This window comes from Bacillus sp. WMMC1349 (genome assembly GCF_013155385.1).
Classification (GTDB): Bacteria; Bacillota; Bacilli; order Bacillales; family Bacillaceae; genus Bacillus.
In genome coordinates this window covers 2,343,344-2,360,915 of record NZ_JABJUQ010000007.1, presented here as the reverse complement: position 1 = coordinate 2,360,915, position 17,572 = coordinate 2,343,344, and the positions used below count along the sequence as shown (strand labels likewise).

The following is a 17,572-nucleotide window of genomic DNA, read 5'->3' as shown; positions in this document are numbered from 1 at the left end:
TTGTTAGGTGTTGTCATTTTATTCTTGAACTCGTGATTGATTGTTCCAATGTTGATTCAGTATTGAATAGATTTTAAATATGACACAAAAATATGAAAAGACAGACTACTAAAGTAGTCTGCCTTTAACCAATTAGTAGAAACCACCACCAAAACCACCGACGTAAGAAGTACCAACGATGATTAAAAGGATAAACAGGACAACAATTAGTGCAAAACCTGCGCCATATCCTCCACTCATTCAATCCACCTCCTCTTTTTAGGAGCTTATATAGTTTATGATAATTCCATAAAAATGGTTGGACAGTTTCTCCCCAATTTTTTAATAGGGCACCCAAATTTGAGTGCCCTTGGAGGTAAAAACATGGTAACAGAGGAGATAATTTAGTTTATGTTTTAAATATCAAATTGAAATGGACAACAGTGGATGTTTGAGGTAACAATGACAAAAATGGTAATGAAATTAATGTTAATGGATGAAGAGACTGATAGAAAGCTATTTGTGAAAAAAAAAAATAATGAAATTTTGAGAAATCCTCCTTATCAATCACAATGTTCATAACGTTTTCCAAGACAGATCATACCGGTTACCGCCTGATTATATTGTGATTTCAGTGTTCCCAGACTGTTTATCTCTGACAAGCAAACTTACCGAAAGATAATTTCTAAAATTGATTGTAAAAGAGAAGAAATCAAAGTACACTAAATGATAATGATAATCATTTACAACGATGTTTTTGATCATGATATATATGAGGAGTGAAGAGATATGGGTAGGAATGAAGTGTATGATGTGACTGTTATCGGCGGAGGACCGGCGGGATTATATTCCGCTTTCTACAGCGGGCTGAGGGGTATGAAAACAAAGATTATTGAATATCAGCCGATGTTGGGAGGAAAGGTTCATGTTTATCCGGAAAAAATGATTTGGGATATCGGGGGGCAAACGCCGATTCCGGGAGCCAAGCTAATTGAACAGATGGTAGAGCAAGGATTAACATTTCATCCTGAAGTGCTGCTAAATGAGAAAGTAGAGTCGATCGCTCGCAATCAAGAAGGGCTGTTCGAATTACATACGACTACCTCGGGCGTGCATCTGTCTAGGACGGTTATCGCTGCTGTGGGCGGCGGTATCCTCAATCCACAAAAGCTTCAGATTGAAGGGGCAGAGCGTTTTGAAGTGTCAAATCTGAATTATACGGTGAAGTCACTGCAGTATTTTAAAGATAAAACGGTGATCATCTCAGGTGGAGGAAATTCGGCTGTTGATTGGGCAAACGAGCTCGAACCTGTAGCGAAGAAGGTCTACCTCGCTTACCGCAAAGAAGAACTCAGCGGACATGAATCTCAGGTGAAACAGCTTTTGAATAGTTCGGTAAGCTGCTTCTTCCATACTGAGATTACCAAGCTGATCGCATCGGATAATCATGAGATGATTGAATGTGTGGAGCTGACAAACTCTCAAACCGGTGAAGTTACGGTGCTACATGTGGATGAGGTCATGATTAACCACGGATATGAACGGGACAAATCATTGCTGGAGAACAGTCGACTGGATATTAACCGAGTTGATGACTATTTTATCGCGGGTACTGCCAACTCCCAAACTTCTGTGCCCGGGCTGTATGCGGCAGGAGATATCCTGCATTACGAAGGGAAACTGCACCTGATCGCCGGAGCGTTTCAAGATGCAGCAAATGCAGTCAACAGTGCCAAGCGCTTTATTGAGCCCGAAGCCAGAAAGAGCGCGATCGTGTCATCACATAACGAGGTTTTCAAAGAGCGCAACCGCGGGCTTATAGAAAAGTTGTGCAAATAAAAAACGTAAATTAAACAGTCTGGATAGGATTTCTTAAAGCATTCTAATCTGAAGGGGGAGAAGAGGGATCGAGTTTTCTCACCCCTTCTTTTAGCTTTTTGTTAATAAATGAGCTTGTACTATCACCAAGTAATCCATTATTACCGCCATCAGAAAATGTTTCTCTTTTGCATGTTTATTACATAAGGTTAACAATACATAATTGCAGAGGCGGATGTTTAAGAAAGACTTCCTGAAATTGAATGACAACAAAATGAGCTAATTTTTGAGGCATCTTTTAACACCTGGTCAAAGCGGAAAAACTTATATGCTAGACTTTCACTAAGTATAAGATTTTGAATGAAATTGCTTTAAAACAAGGAGAAGATGAATAGTAAAAGGATGTTGCTGAAACCAGAAGAAGTACAGAGATCAATAGAATTTTGGCAGATGTCTTTTTGAATATGGAAATTCGGGATTTTATTAGTGATGGAGGAATAAATAATATAAAATGACTCTCTAAAACTTCTAATTCCATATATTGGTTATCTAACTACATACAAACTATTGATAAAACAAGAAAACGTCCATGTAGTCAATATGGAAGCTTAACGATCCTTTCATCAAGCGCAAACTTAGTGAAGTTATGTGAGAAAATGCCGAACTTTTAGCCCTCTTCCTACATATGCATACTTCTTAATTCGGGACATAAAGCTCCTATGCGATTTCACGGTCAAGTAAAATCTGAATATTCCCTTTTCTTCCATCGAGAATACCTTTTTTAGCTCTGTACCGGAGCTGGACCTTTGCCGATTTAACAACATCGATACAGCTAAATTTCCCCATCCCTTTCATAAAGTTGTCCGGACTTCTCCGTCATGTAAATCCAATCTTTAAAATCGATTAACACTAGCTTAACACTTTAAAAATATAATGAGGATGTCACTTGAGATTCATATATTTTGAGGAGGTTATCTAGTTGAAGAAATTTTCAAAGAAGCTATTACCTATCGCAGTTTTATCATCGATTGTGTTCAGCAGCTTAGCCAGTGCTAGTGTGCCTGAAGCCAGCGCCAAAGAAAAGAAAAAGGGGAACCAACACGAAATTAAAAATGTCATCGTTTTGATTGGTGATGGTATGGGTGTGTCATATACGTCTGCTTATCGATACTTCAAGAACAATAAAAAGACAAAGGTGAAACCTACGGCTTTTGATCGATATCTTGTCGGTCAGCAAACGACTTACCCAGACGATCCTGAGCAAAATGTGACGGATTCTGCAGCTGCTGCAACGGCCATGTCTGCAGGAATTAAAACATACAATAATGCAATTGCGGTAGATAATGACGGATCAGAGGCTAAAACAGTCCTGGAAGCTGCCAAAGAAAAAGGGAAATCAACTGGACTTGTGGCCACTTCAGAAATTACCCACGCCACTCCGGCCTCTTTCGGTTCACATGACCACAGCCGAAAAAATATGAACTCGATTGCCGATGATTATTTTGATGAAATGGTAAAAGGCAAGCATAAAATTGATGTCCTTCTAGGCGGAGGAAAAAGTAATTTTGACCGTAAGGATCGCAATTTGATCAAGGAATTCAAAAAAGCGGGATACAGCTATGTAGATAACCGTAAGGACATGCTGAAAAACAAAAAAGGCAAAATGCTCGGCCTATTTGCAGACGGCGGCCTGCCTAAAAAAATAGACCGTACAAAAGATACGCCTTCTTTAAAAGATATGACAAACACAGCCATTAAAAAATTAAGCAAGGATAAAGACGGATTCTTCCTCATGGTTGAAGGAAGCCAAATTGATTGGGCTGGACATGATAATGATATTGTCGGCGCAATGAGTGAAATGGATGACTTCGAACAAGCCTTTAAGGCAGCGATTAAGTTTGCAAAAAAAGACAAGCATACGCTAGTTGTCGCAACCGCTGACCATTCAACTGGCGGATTCTCTATTGGTTCAGACGGCATTTACAACTGGTTTGGTGAACCGATTAAAGCAGCAAAGCGTACGCCTGACTTTATGGCAGAAAAAATCGCCGGTGGTGCAGATGTTAAAAAAACATTAAAGAAATATATTAACCAAAAGAAGTTAGCCTTAACAGCAGCAGAAATTCACTCAGTTGAAGAAGCAGCCAAATCGAAGAAAGTAAAAGACATCGACAATGCAATTGAAGATATTTTTAATAAACGCTCTCACACAGGTTGGACAACGGGCGGACATACAGGGGAAGATGTTCCTGTATATGCATACGGACCGTCAAGTGAGCCATTTGCCGGACAAATCGATAATACTGAAATCGCAAAAAATGTTTTCAAGGCCTTACATTACAAAATTAAGATTAAAGATAAGTAAGAGAATACAAGGTATCCCGTTGCTTGTATGAAGTAACGGGCTCTCTTTTTGGAATGGAGGGGATCAAGATGAGAAAGACTTTCTTCATCTTATTTTCAATCATGATAATGACCGGCTGCTCATCAAACACTAGCAATAACAATACAGGAGGCGGCCAGACAGCAGAAACCAAAACGCAGAATGCTTCAACTCAAGTAAACAGTAAACAAAATCAATACCAGCCTAATCCACAGGTGACAGATGATAGGTCATTACAAGAGGTCAATCAAACATTTGCCGATGACAAAGGGGAAGCCGTTTTAAAAGATATAAAAAACGTTAACAAAACATATGATATAGGACCAATTGAATTAACCGTCAGAAAAATGAAGTTGATTCACCTACGCCCGGACTACAGCATGATTGATTATTTTCATGTGTTAACACATGATGAAGAGTTTGATTTTGTTAAGGTTTTCGTTGAAATTAAAAACAAGTCTTCTGAGAAAGTAAGTTTTGCACCAATTGCATTGCTGAAAACAAACACTGGTGAAACCTTTGATTGGAAAAAAGATATTTACCTTGAAGAGTTAAATGGAGAATTAAAAGGAAGTGCTGCAAAAGCCGGAAATCTTGGCTTTATTGTGAACGCAGCAACCGGACATGCGCATCACAAAGAAACAGAGGGCAGCAAGAAAACGAAGGATATAAAGTGGATTGAGATCACAACGAGCGACGTTTTTAACAAAAACCATAAAAAAATCAGTGCTCATCAAAAAATTAAAATTGAGTTTTAAAGATGGCCTGGAGCTGTCTAAAAAGTCCTTTTTCAACATAAATCAGGGGGGAATTGCGAGACTCCTGCGGAAACAGCGAGCTAGGCGAGACCCCGCAGGAGCAAGGAACGAGCTCCGAGGAGGCTCGCGGATCGCCCGCGGAAAGCGAGCAAATTCCCCAATTTTTATTCATCCACACGACTTTCAGGACAGCCCCTTTTTTAGAGGCTTGAGGGGAGAGGTCAATACATAAGAGCTTCTTCGCGGTTTCTGCTGAATTTCTATTCCTTTAAATCAAGGTCAAAAACGATGACTTTTTCGTTTGCCGATTTGAGGATATCGTGAGTCTGATTCTACTAGAGGTTTTCTATCTATAATGTTACCTCAATACAGTGTGATATTTTTAAAATTCACGTTACATCTCTTTAACTTGGAGGAGGATTTTGGTTATCTGATTTTCTGATCTATCGACCATCACCTCATCAAGCATATATTCCTCATATGCATACTCACCTATCTGCATCCCAGTCTGTTTAATAAATTGAATCAGTCTATTGTAGGTAGCTTCAACATCTTCATCCTTTTGGTATCCGACGGCATACAAACCTTTTGGTCGCACATGATAGTTTATCTTATTTATTCCTTCTTTTACTTTTATATAAAAGTGATTGTAATTGTAGAAGTCTTTTTTAAGCATTTGTTCCCGTGCGAAGATCCCGCCGACAGGATATCCTTCATCTAATTCATGAGACTCTGCATAGTGAATGAGTTCTGAAATGGCTGCAATGTATTTTCGTTCCGGTAAATCTAATGTATTTTTGCTTATCATGAATTTTTCTTCATTTAATAAATACTGAAAGGAAACTGATGAGAAATCAGTTTCTAACGCTTGTTCAGTTAAGGCTACTTTCGTCTGGATGATCTTTTGCAAGTGCTTGAGTTTTTTAATTTTGTTGTCAATTTCAGCTGACTTTTCTTTGAGAAGCGGAACGATCCTGTCCGGTGTTTGGTCTTTTAAGAGGGACTTGATTTCTTTTAATGGTACACCAACCTCTTTAAACAAATTGATCACCTGAAAAAGTTCAAACTGATTATAGGAATAATATCGATAACCATTCTGTTGTTTTATTTCTGGAGAAAATAGACCAATCTCGTCATAGTGAAACAGAGTTTGTTTTTTTATGCGGCATAGTTTGGCAAACTCACCTGTAGTGAAATACTTTTTTAAATCTTCGCTCATAATAATCTCCTTGACTGTACGGTAACCATATACTTTATGATTTTATTGTACTTGAAAAAACCTCGATCTACAAAGAAAACGATAGATAAAATGGTTCCAACTCGGTTAAGGAGGACTTTTTAGATGAAAAAATCAATTAAAGAACAAAAAACAGTATTCATCATATTGTTAAGCAACATTTTCATAGCATTTCTTGGCATCGGTTTAATTATTCCGGTTATGCCTACTTTTATAAATACTATGAATTTATCCGGCAGCACTATGGGTTATCTTGTTGCCGTTTTTGCAATTTCCCAGTTAATGATATCACCTTTTGCAGGAAGATGGGTTGACCTTTTCGGGAGAAAAAAAATGATTGTCCTCGGATTACTGATCTTTAGTATTTCAGAGTTAATTTTCGGCTTAGGAACCCATGTTCAATTTTTTTATTTATCAAGGATATTAGGCGGTATAAGCGCTGCTTTTATCATGCCGGCCGTAACGGCGTACGTAGCTGATATGACAACTCTAGAGGAAAGGTCAAAGGCTATGGGGTATGTTTCTGCAGCAATTAGCACCGGCTTTATCATTGGGCCTGGGGCTGGAGGGTTTATTTCCAGCTATGGCATTCGCATGCCGTTCTTTTTCGCTGCTGCTTTAGCATTCTTGGCTGCTATCTCTTCCGTTTTTATATTAAAAGAGTCATTGCCAAAAAAAGAACGCGAACAACTGTTGTCAAATACAAAGGAACTTCATTTCTTCAAAGACTTAAAAAAATCAATTCATCCAGTCTATTTCATTGCATTTATGATCGTCTTTGTACTGGCTTTTGGCTTATCAGCCTATGAAACGGTATTCAGCTTGTTTTCTGATCATAAATTCGGCTTCACGCCAAAAGATATCGCTACCATTATTACGATTAGTTCGAGCGTTGCCGTCATTATTCAAGTTTTATTATTCGGGAAATTGGTCAACAAACTTGGAGAGAAAAGGGTGATTCAGCTTTGCTTAATCACCGGTGCGGTCTTAGCTTTCGTGTCTACTGTTATGTCAGGGTTTTTAGCCGTTTTGATTGTGACTTGTTTTATTTTTCTGGCGTTTGATTTGCTGCGCCCGGCCTTAACAACGTTTTTATCCAAAGTTGCCGGCAATCAACAGGGTTTCGTAGCAGGCATGAACTCCACTTACACCAGCTTAGGGAATATTTTTGGTCCGGCTCTGGGAGGTATTCTGTTTGATCTTAACATTCATTACCCTTTCCTCTTTGCAGGTATCATTATGATTGTCGGCTTGAGTCTAACAATGGTTTGGAAAGAAAAAACGAATGAGGTTTCAATCTTGAATGAACAGCTTTAACATTAGAAGGGGGAGGAAACATGGTCTTAATAAGAAAAGCCAAGGCATCAGACGCTGTTTCAATTGCCAATGTTCATGTGGAAAGTTAGATATATCGAGGAATATTGCCTGATGACATGTTATCTAGGCCCTCTGTCAAACATCAGGCAGAACTTTGGAGAACTTCATTAAGAGATTCTCAACACCAAGATATTGTCTATGTTGCAGAAGAAACCGACGGCAAAATGATAGGCTTTGCTTCCGGAGGTCCAAACCGCGATCATCTAAGCAAATATAAGGGTGAAGTTTCGGCACTTTATCTGTTGTTACAGTATCAGAGAAAAGGAATCGGCTCTCGACTAATGAAGGCGATTGTAGAGGAGCTTGTAAAGAAAAACATAAAATCATTAATGGTATGGGTTTTAGCCGGTAATCCATCGATAAATTTTTATGAAAAATTAGGTGGAAGACAAAGCACAACAAAACAAATACAAATCGGTGAAGATGATTTCAAAGCCATTGCTATCGGCTGGACGGATATAAATAATTTTTTGTTATAAAATGATCTCCGCGTTATGATATGCTCCCCTAAAGGTAGACAGATGAAATAGAGGGGAGTTTTTCATGGTTGGAAAATGGTTTTCGATTAATAAGCTAGGGGCTTTTGCTGAAATCAAGAGCATTGATACAGGTAACTATAGGGCTATAGGTTAATACAGAACCAAGGCAAAATTAATGGAATTGTTCATAGTGCAGTGCTTGTGTAGCAGGAGAGGGTTACCTAGTAACATTATTCGATGAAGTCAAAAAGCAACAGTTCATTTGAATATGGATTTTAGACAAATGAACAGATAAAGAGCACTTACAGCTTTTTATTCTTTGTTTATGTATGTATACCATGCCTTAGATTCCCAGAAAACTCGAAAAGAACAATGGATAGACTTCTCACATGAGGTATGTCATGACCTTAGACATATTAATGATGAAAAAATCATGCCTCTTTCTTGGTATCAATATTTAGAGAACCAAGCAAAGTATTTCTAGTACCATTTTTGCATGCCTATTTTCATGCTCAATAAAATCAAAATTCTCAATTTAAATCAGAAGCAATCAAACTTATTGGAGACATTAATGTGACATATCCTTTCGCATCATGTAGACTTGAAATGTATTAAAGAAAACAATTCGAATATGCTTTTTTTAAGAAAATAAATAACCAAGTACGCACTCCCGTTACGAAATGAATAATGAGATTTTAATGCACCTGCGAGCCTTGAAAAAAACGAAAAAAGATGTTTCCCTTCATGATCCAATCGGGCAAGATAAAGAAGGAAACGAAATCAGCCTCATCGATGTCCTCAAATCGGAAAACGAAGACGTCATCGATACCATCCAGCTCAATATGGAGCTTGAAAAAGTCAAAAAATACATCGACATCCTGGACGGTAGAGAAAAAGAAGTCATCGTCGGCCGCTTCGGCCTTGATTTGAAGAAAGAGAAAACGCAGCGCGAAATCGCGAAGGAGCTCGGGATCTCGCGGAGCTATGTGTCGCGGATTGAGAAGCGGGCATTGATGAAGATGTTTCATGAATTTTACCGGGCGGAGAAGGAGAAAAGGAAGAAGGCGAAGGGGAAGTGATTTTAAGAGGCCAGGAGAAGAAATTTCTGGCCTCTATTTTTAAATAGATAATTTAATCCATAATGTTTATAAAATTATTGATTACTTGTTCTTTCTCCAAGTCTATCTGTCCTTAATTTGTAATGAATCAGCATACTTTCTCCATTTTTTATAATTTTCGTTAGTTATTAGGTACAAATCCCCTCTGAATGAGTCAATGCTACATATAAAGCATTCCTCGTTTTAACTGATGTACTCCTCCAATGGTCTTTTCGGCTAGTCTTATCTGTTAAAATTACACATGATTGACTATAGGTATCACCTTTAGAGTAAGTCCAATTAATGTAATTATTCCCCAACGCATGTTTTAAACGACTATTCCAGATCAGGTTAGGAATGTGAGAGTCTATCATGATTTGATGGATGCTCTCAACTTCAGTTAGTGTTATTATAGCAGCATTTACATTTGAAGCTGAATCGATTTTTATTCCTAAATTGGACTTAATAAACTCACAAACAGAAGGTGGGACTCTTCGATTTTTTATTAACTCAGACTCATTAACCATGATTTTGTTTGAGAGTTTCTTTTTCAGATCAGCCGCTGAATTAATTTTATTAAAGGGTGATGACGCACCACGAGCTCGTGGAGTTAGACAACTTTGGAATATATCACCAACTGCTGTTACTCTTATTTTTGTTTTCTCAAGTAAATATTTCATTGTCTTGAAATCAGCACCATTATAATCCTGAAATTCATCAAAATACATTGCATCACAATATTTACCAAGACGAGCACTCTGGAGAGGACAACAGAACGACACGACCAACAGATTATATCTATTAATGAAAAACTCAACAAAATTGAAGAAAACACCACTTGGATTAAGCGCAGCATCGGCGCCATCATTACAGCAATCAGCACAGGTGTGATCGGTGGAACGATTGCATTATTTTATAATCTCTTGCAGAAATAAAGAAGGAGGAAAACATAATATGAAAAACGTTGACAAAGGCACAGTCATTCGGACGGTGCTTCTTTTTATTGCACTTATTAACCAGACTTTGATGATGTTTGGAAAGGGTGCTCTGCCAATTAGTGAAGATCAAGTCAATACGGTGGCGGATGCTTTGTATTTGGTCGGTTCTACAGTGTTTACGATCGTTACGGCAGTTGTGGCTTGGTATAAAAATAACTATGTCACAGAGAAGGGTAAGCAGCAAAAAGAAGTGTTAAAACAAAACGGATTAACAAAATGATGGGCTGCCAAGAGGCAGTCTTTTTTTATTGTCAAAAATAAAAAATAGAGGTGTTTTACAATGACGGTATCACTAGAAAACTTGATTGATTGTTCTGTTCGAAATATGGGTTCTGGAATCCATCCGGTAGTAAAAGAAACAGCAATCGAAGTCATCAAAAGAGCATATAAAGAGAAAATTTATGTACAGATGACATCTGGCTATCGTTCTTTTGCGGAACAAAATAAGCTGTATGCGAAAGGACGTACTGCATCAGGGAAGATTGTGACTCATGCTAGAGCTGGACAGTCTAACCACAATTACGGTTTAGCCGTAGATTATGTTCTATTATCCTCAGATGGCAAAACAGCGATCTGGACTGTTAATTCCAAATGGAAAAGAGTCGCTCAAATCGCAAAGGCTTTAGGATTTGCGTGGGGAGGAGATTGGAAAAGCTTTAAAGATTACCCACATTTAGAGATGATGGGCGGTTTAAGTTTGGCGCAGCTGCAAGCTGGTAAACGTCCGGTTCTCGTATCAAAAGTAAACAACGCAACACCAGCGGTTCCTAAACCAACTAAAAAGCAATCGTCAACAAAGAAATCATCTTCCAGTGGCGGTCGTGCGATTGTTAGAACGATTCAGAGTACGTTAAATAAACGCTATAAGTTAAATATTAAGGTAGACGGTTATCAAGGTCCTGAAACATACAAAGCTCTGCTTAAGGGCTTCCAGACCGAATTAAATAAGCAATTTCATGCAGGTCTTGTCGTAGATGGGGAATGGGGACCGAAAACTCGTGCGGCAGTCGTAAATGTTCGTAAGGGAGCGAAAGGAAATATCACTTGGATTCTTCAAGCGTTGTTGATCTGTAAGGGATATGATGTGAATGGGCTTGATTCTATCTTTGGTCATGGACTTGAGAAGGCTGTGAGAGATTTTCAAAAGGCGAATGGTCTGGATGTGGATGGGATTGCTGGGCGGGGTACTTGGACAAGGTTGTTTGCATGAAAAAAGGCCCTTTAATGGGCCCTTTTTATATCAAGAACCTTGAAAGGTATTTAGCGCCAATCAAGGTCCAAGGTTACAGGATGAAGCTTACTCTTGTTAGATTTTGCAACAACAATTTTATAATAATTCTTTATTTAATTTTTCAGCTTTATGCATTTCTCCCAATAATGGATTTTGATAGTCACTATAACTATCCATATAAGCCTTTACACCACCAATAATATTGATTCCTTTAATATCTTTATTACTCTCCAATATTTCTAATGCATTCTTATATCTTTTATATATAAGTTGTAAAACACCACTATTTATTTCATTACTATAATCTTTTTCAAGATTATTTATCACAACTTTTATTTGTTCGATTAACTGCTTTTTCTTATCCATTATATCCTATATCCTCCTATCTACTTGGAACTTGTTTTATCTCCTTTATCCATTCCGATGGCCATCCTTGAGGTAATAATATTTGATCTCCATCACCTTCTAGTAATGCCCCTGTTTTTGTATATTGCTTTTCAACTTTACCTATATTTAAAACTTGCCCTTTTGGCACTTCTATAACAGCTTCATATTGTCTAGAGTTTTTCCAATCTGGAACTAAAGCAGTACTTATTTTTGCATTTATTCTATTTCCAGCTGGGATAGTAGTGACAAATGCCCCGTTAACTTTTGCACCACCACCATAAGTTCTATAGAATGTAATGTTTTCTTCTGTAATTACAGTTCTATAATACCCATCAGTAAATGATTCACTTATCCAATCTGGTAAATCTATTTTTTCAATTACTTTTACTTTATCATCGATAGTAGTTGAATACTTTCTCGTACCCTTACTTCCATTGTCAACATCTTTCTCTGGTTCATGCTTCTTCGGCTTAGAAGACTCATGAGGATGCTTACCAGGAACGGTTCCAGCATCTTTATTAGACTCGTGAGGCTTATCCACCTTGTGAACTGACTCATGTGGTTTTGATTTTGATTGATGCGGAGTTTTGGGATCTCCGTCACCATGCTTGCCTTTTTGAACATTTTTGTCTTCGTGTTTTTCGGTAACTTTTCCAGTGCTTTTCGTTGCTTCTTTTTTCCTTTTAACCTTAAGAAACGGCTCGTTTGACTTTGGTTGTGAAGATCCATTAGGACGCTTAACAGAAACATTGCCAACGCCTTTTTTCTTTTCTGCAAAGAATTGTAAATCTAACTTTAGAGTCCCTTTATTACGAGAAAACTTCTTCTTGATAAATTGAATAAAATCATGTCCAAGTTTTTTTAAATTAAGAGCATTTATTGGGAGACGCCCTAAAGCTCCTAATCTAAGTTTTTCGGCTAAAGGATTTGTCAAAACTTTCTTCAAAGCTTTCTTCGGTACTCTAATCGTTTTTTCTCTAATTTTTTTAGAAATCTTATAAGCTTTAGACCCGGCCTTTCCAAGTTTCCCAAGCTTTGCAGCTTTCCCCAGCTTGTCTACACCTTTTGTTCCAACAACAGATGTTGCAACTGTTCCTGTAGCATACATGAACCATTTCGCTCTACTTTTTGCATCCCCGTTTATGACATCTCTCTCAAAAGAATCTGCAATTCCTTTTTTCATGATATTCAATGTGTCTACAGGATGAGATACCACATGTGAGACCCCTGCTATAGTTTCAAATGGATGATTGACAGTGTAAAGAACTCCATCAACTGTATCACTAGCAACGTTTTTAATTCCCTCACCAATCCCTTCTAATGTTTCCATTGGATGGGTTATATTGTCCCACGTTGCATTAAGTATTTCCTTTGGATGAGATACTTTGTCCCAAACTGCAGAAGCCGCATTATCTATCTCTTCACCAATCGCATGTAAGCCATCTCTGACATTTTCCATCGTTTCTATCGGATGGGCTATCGTGTGTAACCCATTCTCCAATGATTCGCCAACATCGCTAGCAATGCTTTTACCAGCCTCAAATGCTTCGCTAGCTGAACCGACTACCATATCTCCTGCTTTATTTAAAGTGCCTAAAAACGGATTATCCCAAAATTCCTTATCTTCTTTAATTTCTGTTAAACGTTCCTGTTGTTCTGGTGAAAGGTTGTTATAACCAATTTCTTTAGCCATTTTAACATATTCATCAGGGTCAGATACATTTGCAAGCTTCTCTTGTAACTCTGCAATTCTGCGGGCTTCTGCTTGCTCTTTTTTCGCATTAATATATGTAGTCGCTTGTTTGTCGGTTTTGATTGCTTCTTTATATAACTTATTCGAGTGAAAAGCCTTCTTATCAAAATACATAGGAGAAGCGCTTTTTCCATTACTTGTGGCTTCCATCAATGCTGATAATTTTTTGGAGACACTTTCGGCTTCAGCCAATGCTTGTGTGTATTCGCCTGTCAAAGATTTATCCAGATCGTCTACAGCATCAATTGCATTTTTCCGAGTTGTTTGTGCTTTTGACATCTCTACTGTGTAATTGTGGTCAGTCCACTTATCCAGATCAACGATATCATTCACTCGGTTTATGATCCGATCCATGTTATTTTTGAGGGTATCGACTATTTGATCGGACTTTTTATCTGCATTTTTTAATTCAGTTTTTAAAAAAGACATTTCAATGTACGAATCGGGCAGTTTTTTCGCTTCGATATCACCAGAAACCCCATTAAAAAACGAGATCTGCATATCGGCAAGTGTGATCCAACTGTCGACAACCTCAGCCTGTCCTCTAAAAAACTCTTTAATGTTATCTGCGCCTTTTCCTGTGAAATCATCACCTAAATCTGCCACTCCAAGACACGCTGTTTTTAATGTTTGAAGTTTCTCTTTCAGGTTTTCATAATCTTTTTTACGTTGATCGGCTCTTTCAACTAAAGTACTGGCTTCAAAAACTTTAGCTGAACTATCTAACTCATTATTTTGTTTTTTCTTGTCCGCCATCACATTTTCCTTTCAGATAGTTATTTTTTTAAACAACATCATAAAAATACAATCAGTTAAAATTTTATCATGTTAATGAAAAGGGTGGCGGTGAAATATTGCTATTCTAAGAAAATGAATCTTTAGGATTAGGATATTATTCCTATTATCATCGGTTGGAATTTTTAGAGATTTCTAACGTATTATCTTCAAATAGACGGTCATATTTCCAAAAGACCAATGATTGTTCATCAAATCAATGGGGGTTATATACGAGCGTATTGTTTTAAGAGCCGACAACCAAAGACGTTTACAATTGAAAATATCCTCGCTGTTTTTCCTGCGGATCATAAAAAAGTTGTTTGGAAAGTTTCTTAGGAACAGGGGATCACTAACTTGAAAAGCTGGTTTTGGCGCTATCTCATTGCAAAAAAACGTTTTTTTCATTATCATAAAGACAGAATAAGGATTAATTATCTTCTAAAGAAATTGCATAAAATAAAAAAGAAGACCCGACTGATGGTATAGTCAAGTCTTTCATATAAAGGGGGTCCAGCGAAGGGCTGACTCATATACGAAAATGTAAATATAATTCTCTCTCAAACTTTCACAGAGATCAAAGGCAAAAATTAAATCTTTATTGAATTAATAAAAATGATCTCAAAACGAAGGGGCATTACTTCTAATTATCCATTTCCCCATCCATCTTCTCTAATTACTTTCCTGCTAATGATGGCTGTTTTTCCATTTCGACGAATATATTCAGTTGTGCGGATATCGTAAATGTATTTTTTCTTATTAACCCATTTCATTTCTTTTTTAAAGCGTAGTTTTTCTCCTGGAAGAGCGTTTGGAACTGCGGTGACAGCAACACCAAGAACACCAGCAAGTATGCTTGTTAAAGTTCTACCCCATCCAAGAATTGAAGTAATCATGAAAATATAGGCTCCATGTGCATAAAAATCAGCTCTTGTTAAAGTTTTAGAACCAGTTAGTATTGTTTTCCATTTTGCTTGTGTGTTAGCATTATCAGGAAAAAGAACGCTTTCGTCTTTATCCTCAAAGCCTGTAACAATACTAAATTCGTTAATGCCAGCATTACGTAGCTTGTCTATCTCTTTTTCTACAACCTTTTTATCTAAATCAACATCTGATAATTGCTCTTGTTGTTTATAGTCTTTTTCAGAGGCTAATGCGTCTGAAAAAGGTGTTAAAACTGTTAGGTTCAAAAAAATCACTAATGTAAGCAACAAGGATTTTTTAACCAAAACATCACTCCTTTTGACTCTTTGGAAAATATTATAAATCATATATTATAGGAAGTAAAGAATTAAATGGAGGTTATGGTAAAATGAGTAAAATTTTAAGCCGTATTAATTCATTTTTTTTATTGGGAACAATCTTTTTTTGTGGTGTTTATTTCGCTTATAAATTTAAGGGGATGGAGCTAATTGGTTTTCTTTACGTTGGTATTGTCTTTTTGATAGCCCTTATTACAACCTCTGTTATGTTAATAATGAAAAAAAGAAAAAGTACTGATGAAAATAAGCAGGCGTAGTGTCCATTTTTTTACAAAAATATATAATTGTTTATTGGTGTGTGTAGTTCATTAAAATGATTATAAAGAAACGAATGTTCTGTCTTGAAATAGAATAATTTATCTAGAGCATCTGTACAACCTGCTAATTCATAAACATTTAGCAGGAGGGATGACACCATGAAAATCAAGATCATAGAGGGGCCTCATGCAGACAAATGCATTAATGATTGCTATCATTATTTAATAAGTCTCTATAGAAAGGAGATACAGCGTGATAGCGATATATGTAAGGGTATCGACCGAGGAACAAGCAATCAAAGGGTCGAGTATCGACAGTCAAATAGAAGCTTGTCTGAAGAAGGCTGGGACGACTGACGTATTAAAATACGCTGATGAAGGATATTCAGGTGAGTTGTTAGAACGTCCTGCGTTAAGTCGTTTACGTGAAGATGCTCGAAAAGGGTTAATAAATGAAGTGATTTGTTACGACCCAGACCGACTTTCACGAAAATTAATGAACCAACTCATAATAGATGATGAATTAAGAAAGCAAAAAATTACTTTAATATTTGTGAATGGTGAATATGCAGATTCACCAGAAGGTCAGCTGTTTTTTTCTATGCGAGGAGCTATTTCAGAATTTGAGAAAGCGAAAATAAAAGAAAGAACATCAGCCGGTCGCCTTCAAAAAATAAAAAAAGGTATGATCATAAAAGATTCAGGTCTATTTGGATTGAAATTTATAAAAGAAAAAAGAACCCTTAAAATAATCGATGAAGAAGCAAAGATCATAAGAATGATTTTTGATTATTTTACGGATCATACTAGCCCCTTTTTCTCCCGAGTAAATGGAATAGCTTTACACCTAACCGAATTAGGAATAAAAACCAAAAAAGGCGGAAAGGTCTGGCATAGGCAAGTGGTGCGCCAAATCCTTATGAACCCTGCTTACAAAGGTGAATATGAACAGTACAAATATGATACTGTTGGCAGTTATGTTTCGAAGCAAGCAGGAGGGAAAAGTCTTTTAAAGTTAAGACCGAAAGAAGAACGGTATGTCATCAACATTCCGCAAATCATTCCATCAGAACAATGGGATTATGCTCAAGAACTGTTAGGGAAGAGTAAAAGAAAGCATTTAAGCTATAGCCCACACCAATATTTATTATCTGGTTTAGTGAGATGTGGTATATGTGGAAATACAATGACTGGTCGAAAAAGAAAGTCACATGGAAAAGACTACTACATTTACGATTGCCGGAAAAATTACGCTGGATCTAAAAACCGCGGGTGCGGCAAACAAATGTCTGAAAATAAACTGAACAATTATGTATGGAAAGAAGTTTATAGATTCATAACAAATCCTGAAAAATATTCAGCTTTTAAAGAAGTAAGTAAAACAAATCATCTTGCTGAAGAACTCGAATTTGTAAAAAAAGAACTCGAAAAAACTAAAAGAGGCCGACAACGTTTATTTACACTAATCAGCCTGAGTGAAGATGACGAAATAAATATAGAAGAAATTAAGGGTCAAATCGTTGAACTTCAAAAAAAGCAAAATCATCTTACAAAGCAACTGAACGAAATAGAGTCCAAAATGAAAGAAGCTCAACATTCAAAGTTAAGTGATAATGCTTTGAAAAGGGCAATTGATTATTTTAATCATATTGGAGCCGACAACTTAACTTCCGAAGACAAAAAAGCGATCATCAACTTTCTGGTCAAAGAGATCGTTATCGTTGATTCTGACAAAGTGGATATTGAGACATATTAAAGGGGATGTGCGGTATTTCGCACTCC

Annotated in this window: 15 protein-coding genes and 2 pseudogenes; 11 read left to right on the top strand and 6 right to left on the bottom strand. The window is 37.1% G+C overall.

Translation table 11 applies throughout. From position 1 onward, the window contains the following. Positions 1 to 132: 132 nt before the first annotated feature. Complete coding sequence (locus HOO54_RS14450) at positions 133 to 240, bottom strand: YjcZ family sporulation protein (RefSeq protein ID WP_172296457.1); 108 nt, start codon at positions 238 to 240, stop codon at positions 133 to 135. 528 nt (positions 241 to 768) lie between these two features. Here HOO54_RS14450 and HOO54_RS14445 point away from each other — a divergent pair. The 3 genes from HOO54_RS14445 (at position 769) to HOO54_RS14435 (ending at position 4,938) form a co-directional block, all read left to right on the top strand. Continuing rightward, positions 769 to 1,818: an NAD(P)/FAD-dependent oxidoreductase gene (locus tag HOO54_RS14445; protein ID WP_172296454.1), complete on the top strand. Its 1,050-nt coding sequence runs from the start codon at positions 769 to 771 to the stop codon at positions 1,816 to 1,818. Positions 1,819 to 2,776: 958 nt separating this feature from the next. Beyond that, positions 2,777 to 4,162, top strand: coding sequence for an alkaline phosphatase family protein (locus tag HOO54_RS14440; RefSeq protein WP_172296452.1), 1,386 nt, complete (start codon positions 2,777 to 2,779; stop codon positions 4,160 to 4,162). Positions 4,163 to 4,230: 68 nt separating this feature from the next. Continuing rightward, complete coding sequence (locus HOO54_RS14435; protein ID WP_172296448.1) at positions 4,231 to 4,938, top strand: hypothetical protein; 708 nt, start codon at positions 4,231 to 4,233, stop codon at positions 4,936 to 4,938. A 394-nt stretch (positions 4,939 to 5,332) separates the two neighbouring features. On the opposite strand, the gene HOO54_RS14430 is transcribed toward HOO54_RS14435, so the two are convergent. Beyond that, positions 5,333 to 6,157: a MerR family transcriptional regulator gene (locus tag HOO54_RS14430; RefSeq protein ID WP_172296445.1), complete on the bottom strand. Its 825-nt coding sequence runs from the start codon at positions 6,155 to 6,157 to the stop codon at positions 5,333 to 5,335. A 123-nt stretch (positions 6,158 to 6,280) separates the two neighbouring features. On the opposite strand from HOO54_RS14430, the gene HOO54_RS14425 reads away from it, so the two are divergent. From HOO54_RS14425 to HOO54_RS14415, 3 genes and pseudogenes are all read left to right on the top strand, one after another. After that, a complete protein-coding gene (locus HOO54_RS14425; RefSeq protein WP_172296442.1) occupies positions 6,281 to 7,492 on the top strand; it encodes an MFS transporter in 1,212 nt (403 codons plus the stop codon). 116 nt (positions 7,493 to 7,608) lie between these two features. Further along, positions 7,609 to 8,031 (top strand): GNAT family N-acetyltransferase, encoded by a 423-nt coding sequence (locus HOO54_RS14420; protein WP_253907683.1) that lies wholly within the window; start codon positions 7,609 to 7,611, stop codon positions 8,029 to 8,031. A gap of 683 nt (positions 8,032 to 8,714) precedes the next feature. Next, a pseudogene (locus tag HOO54_RS14415) lies at positions 8,715 to 9,110 on the top strand (sigma-70 family RNA polymerase sigma factor); the annotation flags it as partial. Positions 9,111 to 9,277: 167 nt separating this feature from the next. Here HOO54_RS14415 and HOO54_RS14410 read toward each other — a convergent pair. Further along, entirely contained in the window at positions 9,278 to 9,856 is a 579-nt protein-coding gene (locus tag HOO54_RS14410) for a hypothetical protein (RefSeq protein ID WP_172296440.1), read from the bottom strand. 18 nt (positions 9,857 to 9,874) lie between these two features. Between HOO54_RS14410 and HOO54_RS14405 the strand changes: the two are divergent. The 3 genes and pseudogenes from HOO54_RS14405 to HOO54_RS14395 all read left to right on the top strand — a co-directional run. Then, a pseudogene (locus HOO54_RS14405) lies at positions 9,875 to 10,063 on the top strand (hemolysin XhlA family protein); the annotation flags it as partial. Positions 10,064 to 10,082: 19 nt separating this feature from the next. After that, positions 10,083 to 10,346 (top strand): phage holin, encoded by a 264-nt coding sequence (locus tag HOO54_RS14400; RefSeq protein ID WP_172296438.1) that lies wholly within the window; start codon positions 10,083 to 10,085, stop codon positions 10,344 to 10,346. A gap of 60 nt (positions 10,347 to 10,406) precedes the next feature. After that, the gene (locus HOO54_RS14395; RefSeq protein ID WP_172296436.1) at positions 10,407 to 11,336 is read left to right on the top strand and encodes a peptidoglycan-binding protein; all 930 of its coding nucleotides are present in this window, start codon (positions 10,407 to 10,409) and stop codon (positions 11,334 to 11,336) included. A 117-nt stretch (positions 11,337 to 11,453) separates the two neighbouring features. On the opposite strand, the gene HOO54_RS14390 is transcribed toward HOO54_RS14395, so the two are convergent. From HOO54_RS14390 to HOO54_RS14380, 3 genes are all read right to left on the bottom strand, one after another. Further along, positions 11,454 to 11,723 carry a hypothetical protein gene (locus tag HOO54_RS14390; RefSeq protein WP_172296434.1) on the bottom strand — a complete coding sequence of 90 codons (270 nt, stop codon included), beginning with the start codon at positions 11,721 to 11,723 and terminating at the stop codon, positions 11,454 to 11,456. A 16-nt stretch (positions 11,724 to 11,739) separates the two neighbouring features. After that, entirely contained in the window at positions 11,740 to 14,253 is a 2,514-nt protein-coding gene (locus HOO54_RS14385) for a ribonuclease YeeF family protein (RefSeq protein WP_172296432.1), read from the bottom strand. A 665-nt stretch (positions 14,254 to 14,918) separates the two neighbouring features. After that, positions 14,919 to 15,500 (bottom strand): hypothetical protein, encoded by a 582-nt coding sequence (locus HOO54_RS14380; RefSeq protein WP_172296430.1) that lies wholly within the window; start codon positions 15,498 to 15,500, stop codon positions 14,919 to 14,921. Between the two features lie 83 nt (positions 15,501 to 15,583). On the opposite strand from HOO54_RS14380, the gene HOO54_RS14375 reads away from it, so the two are divergent. Then, a complete protein-coding gene (locus HOO54_RS14375; protein WP_172296428.1) occupies positions 15,584 to 15,790 on the top strand; it encodes a hypothetical protein in 207 nt (68 codons plus the stop codon). 253 nt (positions 15,791 to 16,043) lie between these two features. Beyond that, entirely contained in the window at positions 16,044 to 17,546 is a 1,503-nt protein-coding gene (locus HOO54_RS14370) for a recombinase family protein (protein WP_172296426.1), read from the top strand. Positions 17,547 to 17,572 lie beyond the last annotated feature (26 nt).